Annotated in this window: 17 protein-coding genes; 14 read left to right on the forward strand and 3 right to left on the reverse strand. The window is 47.1% G+C overall.

Annotated elements, in window-relative coordinates; translation table 11 throughout:
- Nucleotides 1-156 precede the first annotated feature (156 nt).
- The 12 genes from ACIFO6_RS12630 to ACIFO6_RS12685 all read left to right on the forward strand — a co-directional run bounded on the left by ACIFO6_RS12630 (nt 157) and on the right by ACIFO6_RS12685 (nt 12943).
- Complete coding sequence (locus ACIFO6_RS12630; RefSeq protein ID WP_430040982.1) at nt 157-1038, forward strand: putative sporulation protein YtxC; 882 nt, start codon at nt 157-159, stop codon at nt 1036-1038.
- Between the two features lie 61 nt (nt 1039-1099).
- Nucleotides 1100-1675 carry a 3D domain-containing protein gene (locus tag ACIFO6_RS12635; RefSeq protein ID WP_430040983.1) on the forward strand — a complete coding sequence of 192 codons (576 nt, stop codon included), beginning with the start codon at nt 1100-1102 and terminating at the stop codon, nt 1673-1675.
- An 85-nt stretch (nt 1676-1760) separates the two neighbouring features.
- Nucleotides 1761-2069 (forward strand): hypothetical protein, encoded by a 309-nt coding sequence (locus ACIFO6_RS12640; RefSeq protein WP_430040984.1) that lies wholly within the window; start codon nt 1761-1763, stop codon nt 2067-2069.
- Between the two features lie 195 nt (nt 2070-2264).
- Nucleotides 2265-3860: a S1C family serine protease gene (locus tag ACIFO6_RS12645; protein ID WP_430040985.1), complete on the forward strand. Its 1596-nt coding sequence runs from the start codon at nt 2265-2267 to the stop codon at nt 3858-3860.
- A gap of 147 nt (nt 3861-4007) precedes the next feature.
- Complete coding sequence (locus tag ACIFO6_RS12650; protein ID WP_044647436.1) at nt 4008-4697, forward strand: response regulator transcription factor; 690 nt, start codon at nt 4008-4010, stop codon at nt 4695-4697.
- A 2-nt stretch (nt 4698-4699) separates the two neighbouring features.
- Complete coding sequence (locus ACIFO6_RS12655; protein WP_430040986.1) at nt 4700-6178, forward strand: sensor histidine kinase; 1479 nt, start codon at nt 4700-4702, stop codon at nt 6176-6178.
- A gap of 110 nt (nt 6179-6288) precedes the next feature.
- Nucleotides 6289-7245, forward strand: a complete 957-nt coding sequence (locus ACIFO6_RS12660) for a 4-hydroxy-3-methylbut-2-enyl diphosphate reductase (protein WP_430040987.1) — start codon at nt 6289-6291, stop codon at nt 7243-7245.
- A gap of 269 nt (nt 7246-7514) precedes the next feature.
- Nucleotides 7515-8552, forward strand: a complete 1038-nt coding sequence (aroF, locus tag ACIFO6_RS12665; RefSeq protein WP_430040988.1) for a 3-deoxy-7-phosphoheptulonate synthase — start codon at nt 7515-7517, stop codon at nt 8550-8552.
- A 271-nt stretch (nt 8553-8823) separates the two neighbouring features.
- Entirely contained in the window at nt 8824-10248 is a 1425-nt protein-coding gene (gene glnA, locus ACIFO6_RS12670; RefSeq protein WP_430040989.1) for a type I glutamate--ammonia ligase, read from the forward strand.
- 320 nt (nt 10249-10568) lie between these two features.
- Nucleotides 10569-11660, forward strand: coding sequence for a 3-phosphoserine/phosphohydroxythreonine transaminase (gene serC / locus ACIFO6_RS12675; protein ID WP_430040990.1), 1092 nt, complete (start codon nt 10569-10571; stop codon nt 11658-11660).
- Between the two features lie 199 nt (nt 11661-11859).
- Nucleotides 11860-12324, forward strand: a complete 465-nt coding sequence (gene trmL, locus ACIFO6_RS12680; RefSeq protein WP_283655253.1) for a tRNA (uridine(34)/cytosine(34)/5-carboxymethylaminomethyluridine(34)-2'-O)-methyltransferase TrmL — start codon at nt 11860-11862, stop codon at nt 12322-12324.
- Between the two features lie 373 nt (nt 12325-12697).
- Complete coding sequence (locus ACIFO6_RS12685) at nt 12698-12943, forward strand: AbrB/MazE/SpoVT family DNA-binding domain-containing protein (RefSeq protein ID WP_430040991.1); 246 nt, start codon at nt 12698-12700, stop codon at nt 12941-12943.
- Nucleotides 12944-13041: 98 nt separating this feature from the next.
- Here the strand turns inward: ACIFO6_RS12685 and ACIFO6_RS12690 are convergent, their stop codons facing one another.
- On the reverse strand, nt 13042-14109 hold the full coding sequence (locus ACIFO6_RS12690; RefSeq protein WP_430040992.1) for a phosphodiester glycosidase family protein: 1068 nt from the start codon (nt 14107-14109) through the stop codon (nt 13042-13044).
- Entirely contained in the window at nt 14106-14513 is a 408-nt protein-coding gene (locus ACIFO6_RS12695; protein ID WP_430041040.1) for a hypothetical protein, read from the reverse strand. The genes ACIFO6_RS12690 and ACIFO6_RS12695 overlap by 4 nt, the downstream gene beginning before the upstream one ends.
- 285 nt (nt 14514-14798) lie before the next feature.
- Between ACIFO6_RS12695 and ACIFO6_RS12700 the strand changes: the two genes are divergently transcribed.
- Nucleotides 14799-15455, forward strand: a complete 657-nt coding sequence (locus ACIFO6_RS12700) for a response regulator (protein ID WP_430040993.1) — start codon at nt 14799-14801, stop codon at nt 15453-15455.
- Between the two features lie 51 nt (nt 15456-15506).
- Nucleotides 15507-16760 (forward strand): PLP-dependent aminotransferase family protein, encoded by a 1254-nt coding sequence (locus tag ACIFO6_RS12705; RefSeq protein ID WP_430040994.1) that lies wholly within the window; start codon nt 15507-15509, stop codon nt 16758-16760.
- 116 nt (nt 16761-16876) lie between these two features.
- Here the strand turns inward: ACIFO6_RS12705 and ACIFO6_RS12710 are convergent, their stop codons facing one another.
- On the reverse strand, nt 16877-17707 hold the full coding sequence (locus ACIFO6_RS12710; protein ID WP_430040995.1) for a DUF2161 domain-containing phosphodiesterase: 831 nt from the start codon (nt 17705-17707) through the stop codon (nt 16877-16879).
- Between the last annotated feature and the right edge of the window lie 42 nt (nt 17708-17749).

Raw genomic sequence — 17749 nt, forward strand, 5'->3', positions numbered from 1 at the left:
TGTCCTGAGTTGTAGCCATTCTTTATAACACCAAAACCTTCTCTTTGAAACCTGATTTTTCTCATTTTACGCTGTATCCTGTTTCCAGTCGTTCACTTCGTATAACCCTTTAGAGCCCGCCATATACTGTAATCAGTGATCGAAAGGAGTGAGCCAATGGAACTGTTTACAGTGTGGACCCATACAGACGGAAATCAGGAAAGCGACCGTTTTTATCAGGTGGTCAAGAGTAGAAACAAAGGACTACATATGTCACGGCGCGGATTTCGATTCACTTTCAGACAACTGGAAAACAAAGTGTCATGGACCTGCAAGGGTATAGAGAGCAATCCGGCGTTTGAAAGCTTTCTCCCCTGTGTATACAGCATCATGGCTTCCGCAATAGCGGATTATATTATCAAAGTGAAGGAATGGGGGATGCTCAATCTGATCCTCGCTAAAGCCTGTTCGCTACTGGAGGAAGAGGATACGGAACAGATTCGCAGCATGGTGCGTTCTTTGTTAAAGGATGATGGCCGAAGAGGGCGTATGAAGCGCCACGGCAAACTGGCGGCCTTACTGGAAAAGGATTTTATGGAGCTGCGCGTGGTTAATCTGGAAGGGCTTATTCAATTCAGGCTGAACGCATATAAAAAGGAGCTTGAGGAAATCGTCGACTATGCCATGGAAGAATTTTGGGCAGATCGGCAGTATGAAGAATTTATGGGATTGCTCAAATATTTTGTGTTTTTCCAGGAAAGTAAAGTTCCACTGGTGCATGTGCTTCATCAGGGTGGACATGATTTTACCATCCTCGATAGCTCCATGGTGCCGATACCGACACCTGAAGGAGATGATATTATTGTGGAGATGCCAGGGGTTGAACTTGAAATGGAGGTCGAGGACAGAATCGTTAGTACACTCATTTCGATTTCGCCTGCTTCCATTATATTACACACAGATGATGAGCACACCCCTATTGTGCGGACGCTCCTGCATATTTTTGAAGATAAAATGAAGCTCAGCAGGCTCTATCCCGGGCAGGATATTCAAAAATAATCAAGTGCTCGTATAAACCAACGGATTTCTGGAAAGCCTTTGCCTCAAGGGGAGGTTTTTTATGAGATCCATGTTGGTATGGAAACGGATTTTGGGAACCGTGTTAACCCTCACTTGTCTGGTATTGCCTGGCAATGAGGTTTACGGTCACAAAGAGCCGGTCCAGCATAAAAAAGGGCAGTCAACGCCTGTTTTGTCTCCGCGGGAGGAGCAGGTGATTACGACCATGACGGTCACGGCAACGGGATATACAGCAGGCTATGAATCCACTGGCAAGCGGCCAACTCATCCGGGTTACGGTATTACGTATTCCGGTGTTAAAGTGCGTCGTGACAAAAACACATTGTCCACGATTGCAGCTGATCCCAAAACATTTCCTTTGGGCAGCATTTTGTACATTCCAGGTTACGGCTACGGCATTGTAGCAGATACGGGATCAGCGATCAAAGGCAATAAAATCGACCTGTATTTTAAAACTACCCGGCAGGTCTATTCTGAGTGGGGTAAGAAAGAAGTGGATGTGCAAATTATTAGAAAAGGAAGCGGAAAATGTACGGAGAAGATGCTAAATTCGCTCCAAAAGGTGATCGAGACGCACAAATCCATTCCGGCTTCTACGCTGGATGATTCCATATAATTCGTGTATATTGTCCTTCCTGACTTCACATACTATGTTGCGGGGTAAAGCTTATCCCGAAAAACATATTGGGAGGTTGAGAATTATGGCAAATCAAGGCGGAAATTCGTACACCAATCAAGGTAACAAGTCAAACGCAGGAAATCAGTACAAAGCGGAATTTGCCCAAGACAACTCAGTAGGTGTCGTTTCTCAAAAGGTGAAAAAGTCCGAGCAGAATAAAATTCAGGACAACTACCAGACACCAAATGAGAAATATAGTGAAGAATTCGCAGCAGATCAAGGCGGCACAAGCTCTGTATCACAAAAGGTACAAAACTCCAGTCGCAGCAAAGTTCAAAATAATGCTCAAACACCGAACGAAAAATTTGACGAAAACTTTAACACGAAATAAAAAGCATATACGATTGACAATGCTCCGGACTCATATCCGGGGCATTTCGTGTTTGAACAAGGCGTGAGCGATCATGGAGTAAAAGGTTTTATCTCCTTTTTAATTGTTTTTAAGGTGGAATTAAGGTTTAAAGTGCAAAATAAAGTCAGCTAAACAACACCACCTTGAAGCATAGGGTTTGGGAGGAGATAAACAATGGACGAATTTAAAAATAATAATTCCGGACGCCGGGATGACAATGATCAGGTTGAATCCGATAAAACAACTCGGCAGAATGATTCAAACGGTTCCTCATATTACTATTCGTACGGTCCTTTTTCTTCGGTTCAATCAGATGGACAACGCAAGGATGGGAAGCTTGTAGAGAAGGACGTTGAGATTACGCCACCGCAGGCGGTAAGGCCACTCCCTTCCTCTTACCATCGTGCCGGGGCTGAGCAACAACAAGACGGCTCAGGCCGGAACGGCGGTAACTGGCAATTTAAACAAAATAAACCCAAGTCCCAGGTAAAGACGATTTTCCTATCCTTTTTGGCCGGGATGCTGGTTATTACGGTTCTGATGTACACGGCCGACCGCACGAATATGTTCACTCCTGAGACGGCGATGACTTCGGCGGCAGCTGAAAGCGGAGAAACGACTAATTCGGGAACGACGAGTCAGGCGCCTAACGCAGTTCCGGCTGTAATGCCTTCCGGCACGGCAGACGTTCAATCCGTTGTGGCCAAAGCGGGTCCGGCAGTCGTCAAAATTGAAACACTGGCTAAGCAATCTAGTAGCAGTGGCAGACAAAGCAGTCCTTATTATAATGACCCGCTATATCAATATTTTTTCGGTAATCAGTATGGAGACAGTGGCAATAGCGGAAACAACGGCAGCAGCAATGAAAATGATGGCAGCAACAGCGGACAACTGACTCCGCTTGGTATTGGTTCCGGCTTTATTTTCGATAAAACGGGCTACATCCTGACAAACAATCACGTTGTTGAAGGCGCGAATGTGGTCCAGGTCACGGTAGAGGGAACCAATAAGCCATATGAAGCCAAAGTACTGGGCAAAAATGCAGATCTGGATTTGGCTGTGCTGAAAATTGAAGGCAAGGATAACTTTCCGACAGTAACGTTAGGCAACTCCGAAAATGCTAAAGTCGGTGAGTGGATGGTAGCCATCGGTAACCCTGAAGGCTTCGAGCATTCGGTAACAGCCGGGGTGCTGAGTGCGAAGGAACGTACGATTACCATTAACAGTGAGTCTACGGGAAAACCTACTCAATATAAACATTTAATTCAGACCGATGCGTCCATTAACCCTGGGAACTCTGGTGGTCCTCTGTTGAATCTGCAAGGACAGGTTATCGGCATGAACGTAGCTGTCAGTGCTGACGCACAGGGAATCGGGTTTGCGATTCCGTCCAATACGATTTTGGAAGTCGTCGACAAGCTGAAAAATAATCAGCCTATTCCGAAAGAACCCGTTCCTTTCATTGGCGCAAGTCTGTTGAATCTGAGTCCCGAAGTAGCCAAAGAATTGGGGACAACCCTGACTGAAGGCTCAGTGGTGCGGGATATTATCTACAAATCACCAGCTTATCAGGCGGATCTGCGTCCTTATGATGTGATTATCGGAGCTAATGGTACTCCTTACAGCACATCACAGGAGCTGATCAATTTCATTCAAAAGCAAAAAGTGGGTACAGCACTGACGCTTAACATTGAACGGGCAGGACAGAAAAAGGATGTCCAGTTAAAAGTGGGTAACAAGAACGACTTTAGCTCGACTCTTCAACAGTGATCCAATCCTTCTTTAAAAGTGAAAATGTGGCAAGAAACGGAAGGGAGTTACCTTTCGTTTCTTGCTGTATACGGCGGCAAGATGCTACACGCGTCTACTCCTGCTACAATAGAGTGAAAAGAAGATAATAAAGGAGCTCGATGGTGTATGCGTTCTACCATTCTGATTATTGATGACGATGAAAAAATTGTGTCCATGCTGCGCAGAGGGCTGGCCTTCGAGGGCTATGAAGTGATGACGGCTGCCAACGGCGCAGAGGGATTGAATAAAATGCTTACAGCTGAGCCTGATGTTGTCGTGCTGGATGTGATGATGCCGCAACTGGATGGCTTCGAGGTATGCCGTCGCATGCGGGAGGGAGGAAGTACGGTGCCCGTTCTGATGCTTACAGCCAAGGACGAGGTGGAGAACCGGGTCAAGGGGCTGGATCTGGGTGCAGACGACTATCTCGTCAAGCCGTTTGCTCTGGAGGAGCTACTGGCTCGTGTGCGGGCGCTTCTGCGCCGTAAAACCGAGCAGCAGGATCATAATGGACATCGACTGACCTTCGAAGATTTACAGCTGGATAACGAATCGCGTGAAGTGGTTCGCGGCGGCAAGCGGCTGGAGCTGACGGCAAAGGAATTTGAACTGCTCCACTTGTTTATGCAAAACCCGAAGCGCGTTCTGTCTCGTGATCTGATTATGGACAAAATTTGGGGCTATGACTACAGCGGAGAGTCAAACGTGCTGGAAGTGTATATTGCCATGCTCCGACAAAAAACGGAGCAGGATGGCGGCAAACGGCTCATTCGTACGATTCGGGGAGCGGGTTATATTTTAAGAGGTGATGTGTAAATATGTCTATTCGTTGGCGACTGACAGCTTGGTATTCCAGCATCTTGGCTATAGTACTTGTTATGTTTGGACTGGCTATTTACGGACTGGTATATTATTACACCTATAATGAAGTGAAAAGTCAGCTTATGAACCAGACGCCACGTATTAACAAGCAGTTACTGCTCACCGTCAAAGGAGGACTGTTTGAGGTCCCCAATCTGGATTTGGGCTTGGTGCAGGGTCGTGGAATTGATGAATCACAGCTATATGTACAAATTTATAATTATACATCCGGTGTCACCAAGACGACGCAAAATATGAAAAATCTCGATATTACCTTTCCGGTTCCATCCACAGCGGCTGGAGCGGTTCAAAATGAGGGAATTCGACGTGTAAGTGTGGATGGGGATTCCTTTATGATTTATCAGCAACCGATCAAATCCGAGGAACTGGGATTAGTGGTTGGACTGTTACAGGTGGGGCAATTTACAGGCTCTCAGGATCGGCTTATGAACAGGCTGCAAAGTGTGCTTGTGTACGGTTCGTTATTTGCATTGCTCGCCGCTGCGACCTCAGGCCTCTTTTTAGCTCGCAAGTCCATGAAGCCGCTGGTCAAGGTGATCGAAGGGGCTAATCAGATTCAGTCCAGTAATGATTTGAGTGTCCGCATTGAATATGATGGACCGCCAGATGAAATTGGACAACTGATCGCGACGGTTAACAAGATGCTGGGGCGTACGGAGGTTTTTTATAAGGAGTTGGAGGATGCTTATGGAGCCCAGCGCCGCTTTGTAGCCGATGCTTCCCATGAACTGCGTACGCCGCTTACGACAATCCGAGGCAACGTTGATTTTTTGCTCAAAATGTGGACTACCGAGCCGGGAGACCGTCCCAATATGGATGAAGCGATGATTCGTGAGCTCTCTATGGAGGCCCTGAGTGATATGGCGGATGAAGGAAAACGGATGAGCCGTCTGGTTGGCGATATGCTATCGCTCGCCAGAGCAGATACAGGGAAAACATTCGAGAAGGCCCCGGTGGCGCTGGAGCCACTCGTAAGTGAGGTTGCCCGGCGTGCTCAATTTTTGGAGCGGACGTCCGAATGGAACGTGGGTGACTTTTCGATACTGAATGGCGTTTATATGGATGGCAGTAAGGATTATTTGCAGCAAATGCTGTTCATTTTCATAGATAATGCGTTCAAATATACACCAGAAGGTACGGTCCGGTTTGATGCTATCGTCTATCAGGGACAGGTAGGTCTGCGGATTAGTGATACAGGCATCGGGATGGACAAGAGTGAGGTTCCCTTTATTTTTGACCGCTTTTATCGGGCGGATGAGTCGCGCGGGGTGACGGAGGGTATTGGCTTGGGTTTGTCCATTGCCAAGTGGATTATAGATGAGCATCACGGGTCTGTGGAAGTGGTTACACGCCAAGGGGAAGGGACGACATTTATCATCTGGCTTCCGGTCAGCTTTTCCGCGCCTTTGGAATAGGCTATAATAGGAAGGCAACTACATCATAGAATTGGCCGGTAAAGGCTTGGATGCCGCAGCTACTCAATTTTTGGAGCTGTCTACTGTGTCGAAGAAAGCGGGTGCTATTTTTGGAAGTGCTCAGAATTTCGCCCCGGGGTTACTGCTACGGCGTAGTCGATGCCATGGTATTGGCTCGTCAGGCGGCCAAAAACTTGGACTTACCTCGGCCTATTTATATACTAGGCATGATTGTGCATAACAGTCATGTCACAAATTCCTTCGAGGATGAGGGAATTATTACACTGGACGGCCCTAACCGCATGGAGATTTTAAGCCAGGTGGAGAGTGGTACCGTTATTTTCACCGCCCATGGTGTATCCCCTGAGGTTCGCAAGCTGGCTCGCGATAAGGGGCTGACTACGGTTGATGCAACTTGCCCGGACGTGACGAAGACTCATGATCTGATTCGGGAGAAGTCTGCCGAGGGATATCAGATTATTTATATCGGCAAAAAGAATCATCCCGAGCCGGAGGGAGCTATCGGCATTGCTCCCGACCATGTTCATCTGATCGAGAAGGAAGAGGAGATCGACAGCCTTATGTTGTCTGCGGGCAAAATTCTAATCACGAATCAGACGACCATGAGTCAGTGGGACATCAAGCACATTATGAAAAAGCTGCTGGAGAAGTTCCCGGGTGCCGAAATACACAATGAAATCTGTCTGGCCACGCAAGTGCGTCAGGAAGCGGTAGCGGAGCAGGCGGGACAGGCGGATCTGGTGATTGTCGTTGGTGATCCGCGCAGTAACAATTCAAACCGATTGGCTCAGGTGTCTGAAGAAATTGCGGGTACAACAGCTTACCGTATTTCCGATGTAACAGAGCTGAAGCGGGAATGGCTGGAGGGCGTTCACAAGGTAGCAGTGACCTCTGGAGCTTCTACACCTACGTTGATTACGAAAGAGGTTATTTTGTACCTGGAGCAATATGATCCGGCTAACCCGGATACATGGGAGATTCGTCGGACGATTGATATGAAGAAGCTATTGCCCCCTGTGCGTGAAAAGTCAAAAACGACTAAATAATTTGTAACAGATCATGGCTGCTATTCGGGAAGGGACTCTCGGATGGCAGCTTTTTTTGAATTGGACGATAGACTTCATCCAGACCAAATCGGCATCACGAGGATCGAAATTGCAGGCCGGTATTCAGGATAATTAAGTCTTGACGAGTACAAGCAAAACAGGTATATTTACTTTAACGAATAAAAGCTTAAAAGCGAACAAGCGTTTAAGTGATATAATGTCATCTGTAAATGATTCATTAAATATGTTAAATAGAGAGGAAGAAAAATATGATCGTTATCGCTGGTGTCCAAACACCTGAAGAACATATCCAGGCTATTGTTGCAGTTATCGAAAAAGAAGGTTTGCAGGCTCATGTTTCCCATGGATCGGATCGTACGATTATCGGGCTGATCGGAAGTGTAGAGCCCAAGTTGGCTGAACACCTGCGCCAAATGAAGGGCGTAGAGAATGTAGTCAAAATATCGAAGTCTTACAAATTGGCGAGCCGTGATTTTCATCCCGAAAATACCGTCATCTCTATTAAAGGTGTGAACATCGGCGGAGGCGAGCTTGTGATTATGGGTGGACCATGCGCCGTTGAGTCTGCTGAGCAGATTGATGAAATTGCTGCATTGGTTAAAGCTGCGGGCGCACAAGTTCTCCGTGGAGGTGCTTTTAAGCCGCGTACGGGTCCTTACAGTTTCCAAGGAACGGGCGTAGAAGGTTTGATCATGATGGCCGAGGCAGGCAAGAAGCATGACCTGCTGACCATCACAGAGGTTATGACACCCGAATACGTGGATATCTGTGCGGAATATGCGGATATTTTACAAGTAGGTACACGTAACATGCAAAATTTTGATCTGTTGCGCAAGCTGGGAACCTGCGGCAAGCCAGTGCTGCTCAAACGTGGTTTCAGTTCGACTTACGATGAGTTCCTGAATGCTGCCGAGTATATTTTGGCGGGTGGTAACCCGAATGTTATGCTGTGTGAGCGCGGAATCCGTACATTTGAAACCTACACTAGAAATACGCTGGACCTGTCAGCTATTCCTGTTCTGCAACAACTGAGCCATTTGCCGGTTATTTCCGACCCGAGCCATGGCACTGGGCGCCGTGAGCTGGTTGTCCCTATGACGAAGGCTTCGGTGGCTGCTGGTGCAGACGGGTTGATTATTGAAATGCACACAGACCCCGACAATTCGATGACGGGTGATGGTGTACAATCCCTTTTCCCGGATCAATTTTCAGATTTGCTGAAAGACTTGGAATTGCTTGCTCCGGCTGTAGGAAAAACATTTCATACACCCAGTACCATTTCTTAAATCCAATACTTAACATTAATGTATAAAAGTTTTGCCGTAACGCAGTCATTTGATTAAAATCGCCCCAAAAGCCCGATATTTCGGGCTTTTTGTGCTTTTCAAATGTTATCAAGAGCGTAAGCATATCTAACATTAGTTTAAAAAATACCTTACATAGCTATTGACCCGTGTCATGTTTGGGATTTATAATGACGACAGAAAAAAACATTCGATCATGAACATTTCAGGGTTGTATAAGACTTAATGTTCGGAAAATTGGGAGGAAGAAGACATGTCCGTTGAAAATGTATTAAAAACAATTCAGGAAAATAATATTGAGTGGGTAGATTTTCGCTTTGTAGATTTGTCCGGCCGTGCTCACCATATTTCGTTGCCAGCTTCCGAAGTAGATGAAGAAACATTTGTTAATGGTGTTGCTTTCGACGGTTCTTCCATTCCCGGCTATCGTGGCATCGAGGAATCCGACATGGTTATGCTGCCCGATGCGGAAGCGGTTTTTATCGACCCTTTCACTCAGCATCCTACACTGAATATTCTGTGTGACATTGCTACGCCAGACGGCGAAAAATACGACCGCGATCCTCGCGGCATTGCAAGAAAAGCAGAAGAATTCCTGAAAACTGCTGGTGTAGGTACGAAAGTTAACTTTGCACCTGAATCCGAATTTTTCATTTTTGACGAAGTGCGCTATGAGACCAGTATGAACAGCTCCTCCTTTTTCGTGGATTCCGAAGAAGCAGCCTGGAATACGAATCGCAAGGAAGAGGGCGGAAATCTGGGCTTTAAAGTAGGAGTGAAGGGCGGATATGTGCCTGTAGCGCCAGTAGACACCCAACAAGACATCCGTAGTGAAATGTGCCGTTTGCTTGAAGAAGCAGGTCTGAGAATTGAGCGCCATCACCATGAGGTTGCTACGGCAGGTCAGGCGGAAATTAACTTCCGTTTTGATACACTCAAGAAAACAGCTGATAATTTGCTTGTTTATAAATACATTGTACACAACACAGCTCGTCAATATGGTAAAGTGGCAACATTTATGCCAAAACCACTCTTTGGAGACAACGGAAGCGGTATGCACGTTCACCAATCCATTTTCGATGGAGACACCCCTTTGTTCTACGAAAAAGGTGCTTACGCTAACCTGAGCGAACTGGCCCTTCATTACATTGGCGGTATCCTGTACCATGCACCAGCGCTGATCGCTTTGACGAACCCAAGTACGAACTCGTTCAAACGTCTCGTTCCAGGCTATGAAGCTCCAGTTAACCTGGTATTCTCCAAAGGTAACCGTTCTGCGGCTGTCCGTATTCCAGTAGCGGCTGTTACGCCTAAAGGCTGTCGGATCGAGTTCCGTACACCGGACTCCACAGCTAACCCTTACCTGGCCTTCTCTGCAATGCTGATGGCGGGTCTGGATGGCATCAAGCGCAAGCTGAACCCGATCGAATTGGGATATGGTCCACTTGATACGAACATCTATGAGCTGTCTGCCGCTGAAATTAGTAAAATCCGCAGTGTTCCTGCTTCGCTGGATGAGGCTTTGGACGCTCTGGAAGCCGACTATGAGTTCTTGACAGAAGGCGACGTATTTACGAAGGACTTTATTGATAACTATGTAGAGCTCAAACGTTCTGAAGCTAAATCGGTTAACATCCGTGTTCATCCGCATGAATACAGCCTGTATTTCGACTGCTAATAGCAGATAATAAATGAGCTGCATGGTTGCTCTCGAATGACAACACGAGCTAACAAAACGAGCAGCATAGCTGCTTTGAATACTAACCATTTGCCTATGGGTAACGGTTAGTATTCAAGATAGGTCTCCGGTTTTTAAGCCGGGGACCTTTTAACATTAAATTAAATACCATAAAGTTAAGATGTTAAATACACTTACATTCACATCTTTGTCACATCGTAAATGAAATCGGCAACTTTTTTTAACAAGTCTTGAACGCTCTTATGATTACTGCTATCATAGCGATAATATCCGCACCAGAGTAGAGAAGGGATGGGAATTTGTTGAGTAAGAGAGCCTATAATTTTAATGCAGGACCAGCGGCATTGCCGCTCAAAGTGCTGGAACGTGTACAAGCTGAATTCGTAGATTTTCAGGGAACAGGTATGTCCATTATGGAAATGTCTCACCGTGGAGCTGTGTATGAATCTGTTCATAATGAAGCGCAGGAACGTCTGTTATCTCTGCTAGGCAATCCAGAAGGCTATAAGGTGTTATTTTTGCAAGGAGGCGCTAGTACGCAATTTGCTATGCTGCCCTTAAATTTCTTGAGCGAAGGGCAGACAGGAAGCTATATCATGACAGGAAGCTGGTCAGACAAGGCTTATAAGGAAGCCAAGCTTTTGGGCAAGGCCCACATTGCTGCATCCTCTGCTGATGAAAAGTATATGCGTCTTCCAAATGTGGATTATTTGGACTTGCCTGACAATACTGCTTATGTGCATATTACGTCCAACGAGACGATTGAAGGCACGCAGTTCAAGCAATTCCCGGATACCGGCTCTGTGCCGTTAATTGTGGACATGTCCAGTGATATTTTTTGCAAGCCGTTTGATGCTACTCAATTCGGATTGATTTATGCTGGAGCACAAAAAAATCTGGGACCTTCCGGCGTAACGGTCGTGATCGCCCGTGAAGAACTGTTGACATCTTCACCGGACAACGTTCCTACAATGCTGCGTTATAGCACTTATGAAAAGAATAATTCTCTCTACAATACACCTCCATCCTTTGCTATATACATGGTAAATGAGGTACTGAAATGGATTCAGGAAGAAGGCGGCCTGGAAGGTATTGAACGTATCAACCAGCAGAAAGCTGCTTTGCTCTACGACCGTATTGACAGCAGTGAAGGCTTCTACCGTGGTTGTGTAGACGTCGCTGACCGTTCCATTATGAATGTGACCTTCCGCCTCGCAAATGAGGACTTGGAAAAGCAATTTATTAAGGAATCCGAGCAGGCTGGTTTCATCGGTCTGAAGGGACATCGTAGTGTAGGAGGGCTTCGCGCTTCAATCTACAATGCTGTTCCACTGGAGAACTGTCAAGCGTTGGCCGAGTTTATGGATAGTTTTAAGCAGCGTCATAGCTGATTGTAACGGACATATATTTCGATACACAATTGTTGGAAATCGAAAAAAAGTAAAGCCTTCCCTGAACGTGTATAGGGGAAGGCTTTTAGTGGTGAGGAGCGATTATTTTTTGGATTGGATGTTCAACTCTCACTGATTTTGTTAAAATAATAAAATGTGTACATTTTTTCAGTTCAAAAAGTGAAGGGAACGAAACGTGATGCCATTACATATTGTGCTTGTTGAGCCGGAAATTCCGGCGAATACAGGGAATATTGCTAGAACGTGTGCTGCTACGGGAACACATTTGCATCTGGTAAAGCCGCTGGGCTTCCGTACCGACGATGCCACGTTAAAACGTGCTGGACTTGATTACTGGTATGCGGTTCACATCGAATACCATGAATCCTTTGCTGAGGTGCAGGAGAAGTATCAGGAAGGTCGCTTTTTTTATGCCACCACGAAAGCAAATCAGCGTTATAGTGATATTGCATTTCAGGATGGAGACTTTTTGGTATTTGGCAAAGAAACGAAGGGGCTGCCTCCCGAGCTTCTGGCTGCCAACCCGGATACATGCATCAAGATGCCTATGTCAGATAAAGTAAGATCGCTAAATTTGTCGAATTCCGCTGCGATTATCGTATATGAAGCGTTGCGGCAAATGGAGTTTCCAGGTTTATCGTGAATAATATCAAGTGAGTGGGCATAAGCGCGAATAAAGAACCAGGACCTTAGTTGCTAATCAAGCCTTGTGCCTCTGTTGTTCAGACAAACCCGACGAAGGGCTTGAAAATAAGGCTATAATTATTAATTTGTAAAATCCTCAGAGAAAGCTAATGATAATGGACATTTCGGTCGATAAAAATATTACAGACATTCTGTGCCATACTTTGATATGGTTCATGATTTTATGAAAAAATGTAATAAAATTTCCTGTGATCAGCAGGATTCGACAAAAAGACAGCGAATACTACATAAAGAATAGTGTCTTTGTACCTAGTTTTTCGCGGGGAAGAAAATTGCAATTCATAATGAAATAGGAGAGGTGTACGATCACGATGAAACCTGCTGGTGTGGTGCGTAAAGTTGATCAACTGGGGAGAATAGTGTTGCCCAAGTCACTGCGCAAAAGATATCAAATGAATGAGGGAGATCCTGTCGAAATTTTGGTTCAGGGTGACCATATTATTTTGGAGCGTTATCGTCCGAAATGTGTATTTTGCGGATCAGTTGAGCAAGTGAACAATTTTAAAGAACGTTATATTTGTGCTCAATGCTTGACTGAAATGACACAGTACTCCTAAAATGGGGCAAAAGCATCACGACATTCGTTCGTGATGCTTTTTTTCTTATAAAGTATAAGTAAGCAGACATAGTTTACATGCTTGTAAACGATAAGCTCCTATTTATAGAACAAAAAATGAGTAGGGACTGGACGCAGTTTGCCATCCGATGGCTTGTTCACGACTCGACCGTTCAGGATGAGTGAGGAGGAGCCTCCCCCGTCCAGATTATAAGCATTCTGAACGCCGAGATTGTACATTTTTCCCTGTAGTTCTTCCAGTGTTGCACCTGAACCCCCGCTTTCATTGTAGCCGTCTACGACAATAATGAGCAGCTGGTCATCTTTATAGTTGCCGATGGCTGTACGTGGCGCTCGTTTGGGCGAAACCTGCCATTTATCCGGAATCGGCATCTTTTGGCCGCTTTGCAGCAGTACGGGAACGAAGGTAGCTCCAAAGGCAGGCTTTAGGCTGTCCAGAGCGCCCTGACTGTAAAACTTGCCGCCGATGAGCTTGCCGGTGTTGCTCAATCCGACGAAGGACAAATCCTTAAAGCTGGACTGAAAGCCGGTCAGGTAATGGCCGTTCATGACGGTAGTGCTTAATGGATAGCGTTTGCCGTCTCCATCCGCAAAGCCGCCTGCATTAATACCAGCGACAGCTCCGTGTCTCAGGACAGCACGCATGGTCGTTTCGGAGCCGCCGAGTTTGTCGCTCCCCAGAGACATTTTCATAGCGGCAGGATCCTTAAGCTTGACCTTCATGGCATAGCCATGATAAATCCCCGGGTTCACCTTAAACAATTCAATAGTAATCCGGTTGCTGTCTACCCGCGCATAGGGAACCCCGAGCTTGGCGGTGATGCGCCGATTATAGATTTTTTCGGGACGCTTGGATTGAGTGGAGGCCGTTTGGACAAGCTGGTTCATCGTTTGGGTTGTTTGCTTGTACAGTTCCGATGTTCGGCGAATAGTAGACAAGGTGTATGTTGCCGTTTGGTTGGCTTCATCGAGCTGCTTGCCTACTGAGTGCGTTTGTAGAACGACCTCGGTTTTTTGCAGACTAGGGACGGTAGACCCGGAAAAACTAAATGTGGGATGAATTAACAAAACACACCCCAACAAACCGATAAAAGGAGCAAGGGCCAGCATGAAGAAACGATTTACCTGTTTTGTATCCATATTCATTTCAGCAGGTCCATTTTTTTCTGAAGTGCATTGAGCTGCTGCTTCACTTCGTTCAGTTGGGTGTACAGCTTATTGCTGTTGTCGGTTTTATTGTTTGCATTATCCTTGGTAAAGGTCAGCAGCTCATTGAAGGACTGAACTTTGCCCTCTAATCCGTTAACTTCCTCGGAAAGCGCAACCAACTGTTTTTCATAGTCGGTTTTGAGCGCTTGAATCTGCTGGTTTGTATGGGTTTGCATTTCGTTCAACATTTCCTGCTTCAAATGATTGCTGTACAGATAGGTAGCGAGAGCACCTAGTATAATAAGCAGGAACCAAAATAGCAGAAAAGCCTTTACGGGTATCCCCTTTCTTGAAGTGCCCCGCCGTGATTCGGCAGGAGGGTGTTCAGGTGAAGCTTGCATGCGATTTTTCAACTCCCATGTAAAATCAAATTTCCAGTCTTTATTTTGCAGTTCCAATTCTATCATGGGCCTATTTATTTCGCAAAAGCGAAATAGATGCATAAAATTATTTGGAAAAAGAGATTGCACCGTAAGGAAGTCCTAGGATACAATTTCCTTAAACGATTTTCGCTTCTTATGCGTTCATATTTGCGCAATTTCTATATATGCAACCCCAAATTATAACTTCAATTTTTTTTAACTATGTATTTTATGTATTTTTTTGTGAAATCAGGAGGTTTAGACATGAGAAAAGTATGGCAGGTGGTCATCATAGACATCCATCCTACAAGTATGCTTGGAACAAAGCTTATTTTGGAAGACCAGCAGGATTTGCTTGTCAGAGGGATGTCCTCCTCCGGGACGGAAGGTCTGGAATTGGCTTGCTCCATTCGGCCGGAAATCATTTTAATGGATTACAGGTTGCCTGAGGGAACGGCGGAACCGTTCCTAACACAAATACGGGCCTTGTCTCCAGACAGCCATATTGTTATTATGACGGATGAGGATAATATTACGCTGTTCCAACAGCTGATTTCGCTGGGAGCGAATGGAATGCTATCCAAACAGGCGTCACCAAGCCAGTTGATCCATCTGATCAACGGTTTGCGCGAAGGTTTTGCTTCGTTACCAATGGATTGGATTCGTTGTGGAAATTGGCCGTTTATGCCGCTCATGGCTTCTGAACCTTTCGACGAATTGACAAAGACCGAAATTTTCATTATGGAGCGTATTGTGCAAGGAATTACATATGACAAAATTGCGATCGAGATCGAAGTCAGTCGGCGCTCCATTGATAATTATCTACGTAAAATTTATGCTAAATTGGGCGTGTCCAGCCGGGCACAGGCGATTGAACGTTATGCCTTGTACGCGCGTCAAGCAAAGCAGCTGTATGCCTGACGTGCCAACCCGGAGGTCGTGAGCCTATTTTTCAGGAGAAGGAGGATGTTCATGCAATATTCCTTTGCTTCACGAACCGCTGCAATGTTGGCTTCTCCAGTGCGTCATATCCGGGAAAATGCGAGAAGACACTCCTTTATATCTTTGGCTGAAGAATTGCCTGCACAAGAGCTATTTCCAGTGAAGCTGCTGGAAGAAGCGGCTCATGATGTATTTGGTTCTGGCCCTGACGCCCTCCAGTATGGTGAACCGGAGGGCTATTTTCCTTTGCGGGCGTGGCTTGCAGGAGAGTGGGAACAGCGCAAAGGAGTTAGAGTGCCACCAGGACAGATTCTCCTGACAACAGGCAGTCAGCAGGCCATTGACCTGATTGTAAGGCTGATGGTGGATGAACGCGACCCTGTGTTAGTCGAAAATCCGACATCGCCCGGATGCCTGCAAGTACTCTCCATGCAAGGTGCGCAGATCGTTCCCGTTGAATCTGATGGAGATGGTGTGCGTCCCGATCAGCTTGAAGCCTTAGTCATTCACCACCAACCCAAGTTTTTTTTCGCCACACCCACGTTCACGAACCCGACCGGTTCCTTATGGAGCGCGGCAAGACGTCAGGAGATTTTGGAGCTGTGTAGGCGCTATCAGGTGCTGATCGTGGAGGACGACTCTTACGGAGAGCTACATTTTAAACAAAAAAATGAATTCGGCGACAAAAGCCAGCACGGGCAAAGTCGGAAATTTGCAGAAGCCTATCCTTCGCTATTTGCGCTGGATCATGCAGGGCAGGGTGGACAGGTGCTATATATCGGTTCCTTCAACAAAACGATTGCGCCCGCACTGAGAACCGGCTGGGCGGCAGGCCCCGCTCCGTTGATCGAAGGTATGTACGCTTTGAAGCAGTTGGCCGATATGCAGTCCAGTACGATGAACCAGCGACTCCTGTTCCAGTTGCTGACCAGCTCGCGGTTTCAATGGCACGAGCATTTAGCCATGCTGAACAAAGAGTACTCGACACGTCTGCAATTAATTTTGGAGCTGCTCAAACGTCCATTTTGGAAAGATGTGACGTACCATATTCCGTCCGGCGGCATGTATGTGTGGGTTCGGTTGCCCGATGGGCTGGACAGCGCACTGCTGCTAAAGGCGGCCTTACCCAAGGGTGTAGCCTTTATGCCAGGAGAGTTGTGCGCGGTTGGCAGCGAAGGCGCGTCCCATATCCGCCTGAACTTCAGCCATCCGGGCCGCGAGCAGCTACTCATGGGCATGAATTTGATCGGTGAGACGATTAGTGAATTCACTGCGCGAAGTTAGCTGGGGCCGAATGCTCTGCTTGCTACAGCAGAGCTTCCGGCAGTCGTGGCGTCAGAAGTAAGCGGTAGGATTTTCGGCGATCCCCAGTATTGGAAGGGTGGTGAGTGGCAGGCTTCTCAGTGATCTTCCGCATTCGTAGTGGCAGAGTACACGGCTGTCGCTTCCGCGATTCGCTGTTGTCCGCTGCCGTCATCTGGCTCTACAGCCTTGCCAGCGGCCGTTTCGGCACCTTGCTCTTGCAGTACCGCCGCATACTCGCTCAGGGCAACCTCGCCAAACGGGGTCAGCCTGTAGCGGCCCCGGGCTACGCGTTCAAACCAGCCGTAGTAGTTGCGCTGGAGAACGGCTGCGGCCCCGCTGACGGCTGCTGTACGGGCGAGCTGCGTCGGTGCGGCTTCCCCCAGACCCTGCAAGGCCGCGGCCACGCGCAGCGCTTTTTCCCGGTAGGCCGTGACCAGCTTGCGCCGGGTACTGCCGCCGGTGTTGTGGTCGCCGCTGCGTGCGTGAAACTCCCGCAGCAGCCTTTCCTTGCGCGAGCCGAGGCGGACTGCCGCCGTTTTGCGGTCACCACCGTTCGTGATCGCTGGCTTGCAAAGTACCTCTACGAGCGGCGGCTTGGTCTTGTAATGGGTGACGGTGAGCAAGCCGAGCTCTAACTGGCGGCACAGTCCGACCAGCTCATTCCAGCGCTGATTGACAGCCCCTTTTTTCGCACGGTTTCGTTCTACCGCCACATACACATTGCTGCTTAGCTTCAGACGCTGCATGCCTTGCAGCACAAGCGCCAGATTGAACGTCTTTTTAATCTCCACAATCAGTGGCTCCTGCTGTTCTGGCTTTATACCCACCAAATCGCAGTTACGCACTTCTCCCTTGATTTCGTATCCCAAGCTCTCAAAAAAGGCTTTGATCGGAGCGTACAGCTCCGTCTCATGCCGAACCGCCATGCTTCTCCCGCTCCTTTATCCCATTATTCCGAGCTTATATTG

This window comes from Paenibacillus sp. NRS-1781 (genome assembly GCF_050467745.1).
Taxonomy (GTDB): domain Bacteria; phylum Bacillota; class Bacilli; order Paenibacillales; family Paenibacillaceae; genus Paenibacillus; species Paenibacillus terrae_A.

Bases quoted from the DNA above. Each gene is read 5' to 3' on its own strand.
- ACIFO6_RS12630 (WP_430040982.1), top strand. From the start codon at position 157: ATGGAACTGTTTACAGTGTGGACCCATACAGACGGAAATCAGGAAAGC.
- ACIFO6_RS12635 (WP_430040983.1), top strand. From the start codon at position 1,100: ATGAGATCCATGTTGGTATGGAAACGGATTTTGGGAACCGTGTTAACC.
- ACIFO6_RS12640 (WP_430040984.1), top strand. From the start codon at position 1,761: ATGGCAAATCAAGGCGGAAATTCGTACACCAATCAAGGTAACAAGTCA.
- ACIFO6_RS12645 (WP_430040985.1), top strand. From the start codon at position 2,265: ATGGACGAATTTAAAAATAATAATTCCGGACGCCGGGATGACAATGAT.
- ACIFO6_RS12650 (WP_044647436.1), top strand. From the start codon at position 4,008: ATGCGTTCTACCATTCTGATTATTGATGACGATGAAAAAATTGTGTCC.
- ACIFO6_RS12655 (WP_430040986.1), top strand. From the start codon at position 4,700: ATGTCTATTCGTTGGCGACTGACAGCTTGGTATTCCAGCATCTTGGCT.
- aroF (WP_430040988.1), top strand. From the start codon at position 7,515: ATGATCGTTATCGCTGGTGTCCAAACACCTGAAGAACATATCCAGGCT.
- glnA (WP_430040989.1), top strand. From the start codon at position 8,824: ATGTCCGTTGAAAATGTATTAAAAACAATTCAGGAAAATAATATTGAG.
- trmL (WP_283655253.1), top strand. From the start codon at position 11,860: ATGCCATTACATATTGTGCTTGTTGAGCCGGAAATTCCGGCGAATACA.
- ACIFO6_RS12685 (WP_430040991.1), top strand. From the start codon at position 12,698: ATGAAACCTGCTGGTGTGGTGCGTAAAGTTGATCAACTGGGGAGAATA.
- ACIFO6_RS12690 (WP_430040992.1), bottom strand. From the start codon at position 14,109: ATGAATATGGATACAAAACAGGTAAATCGTTTCTTCATGCTGGCCCTT.
- ACIFO6_RS12695 (WP_430041040.1), bottom strand. From the start codon at position 14,513: ATGCAAGCTTCACCTGAACACCCTCCTGCCGAATCACGGCGGGGCACT.
- ACIFO6_RS12700 (WP_430040993.1), top strand. From the start codon at position 14,799: ATGAGAAAAGTATGGCAGGTGGTCATCATAGACATCCATCCTACAAGT.
- ACIFO6_RS12705 (WP_430040994.1), top strand. From the start codon at position 15,507: ATGCAATATTCCTTTGCTTCACGAACCGCTGCAATGTTGGCTTCTCCA.
- ACIFO6_RS12710 (WP_430040995.1), bottom strand. From the start codon at position 17,707: ATGGCGGTTCGGCATGAGACGGAGCTGTACGCTCCGATCAAAGCCTTT.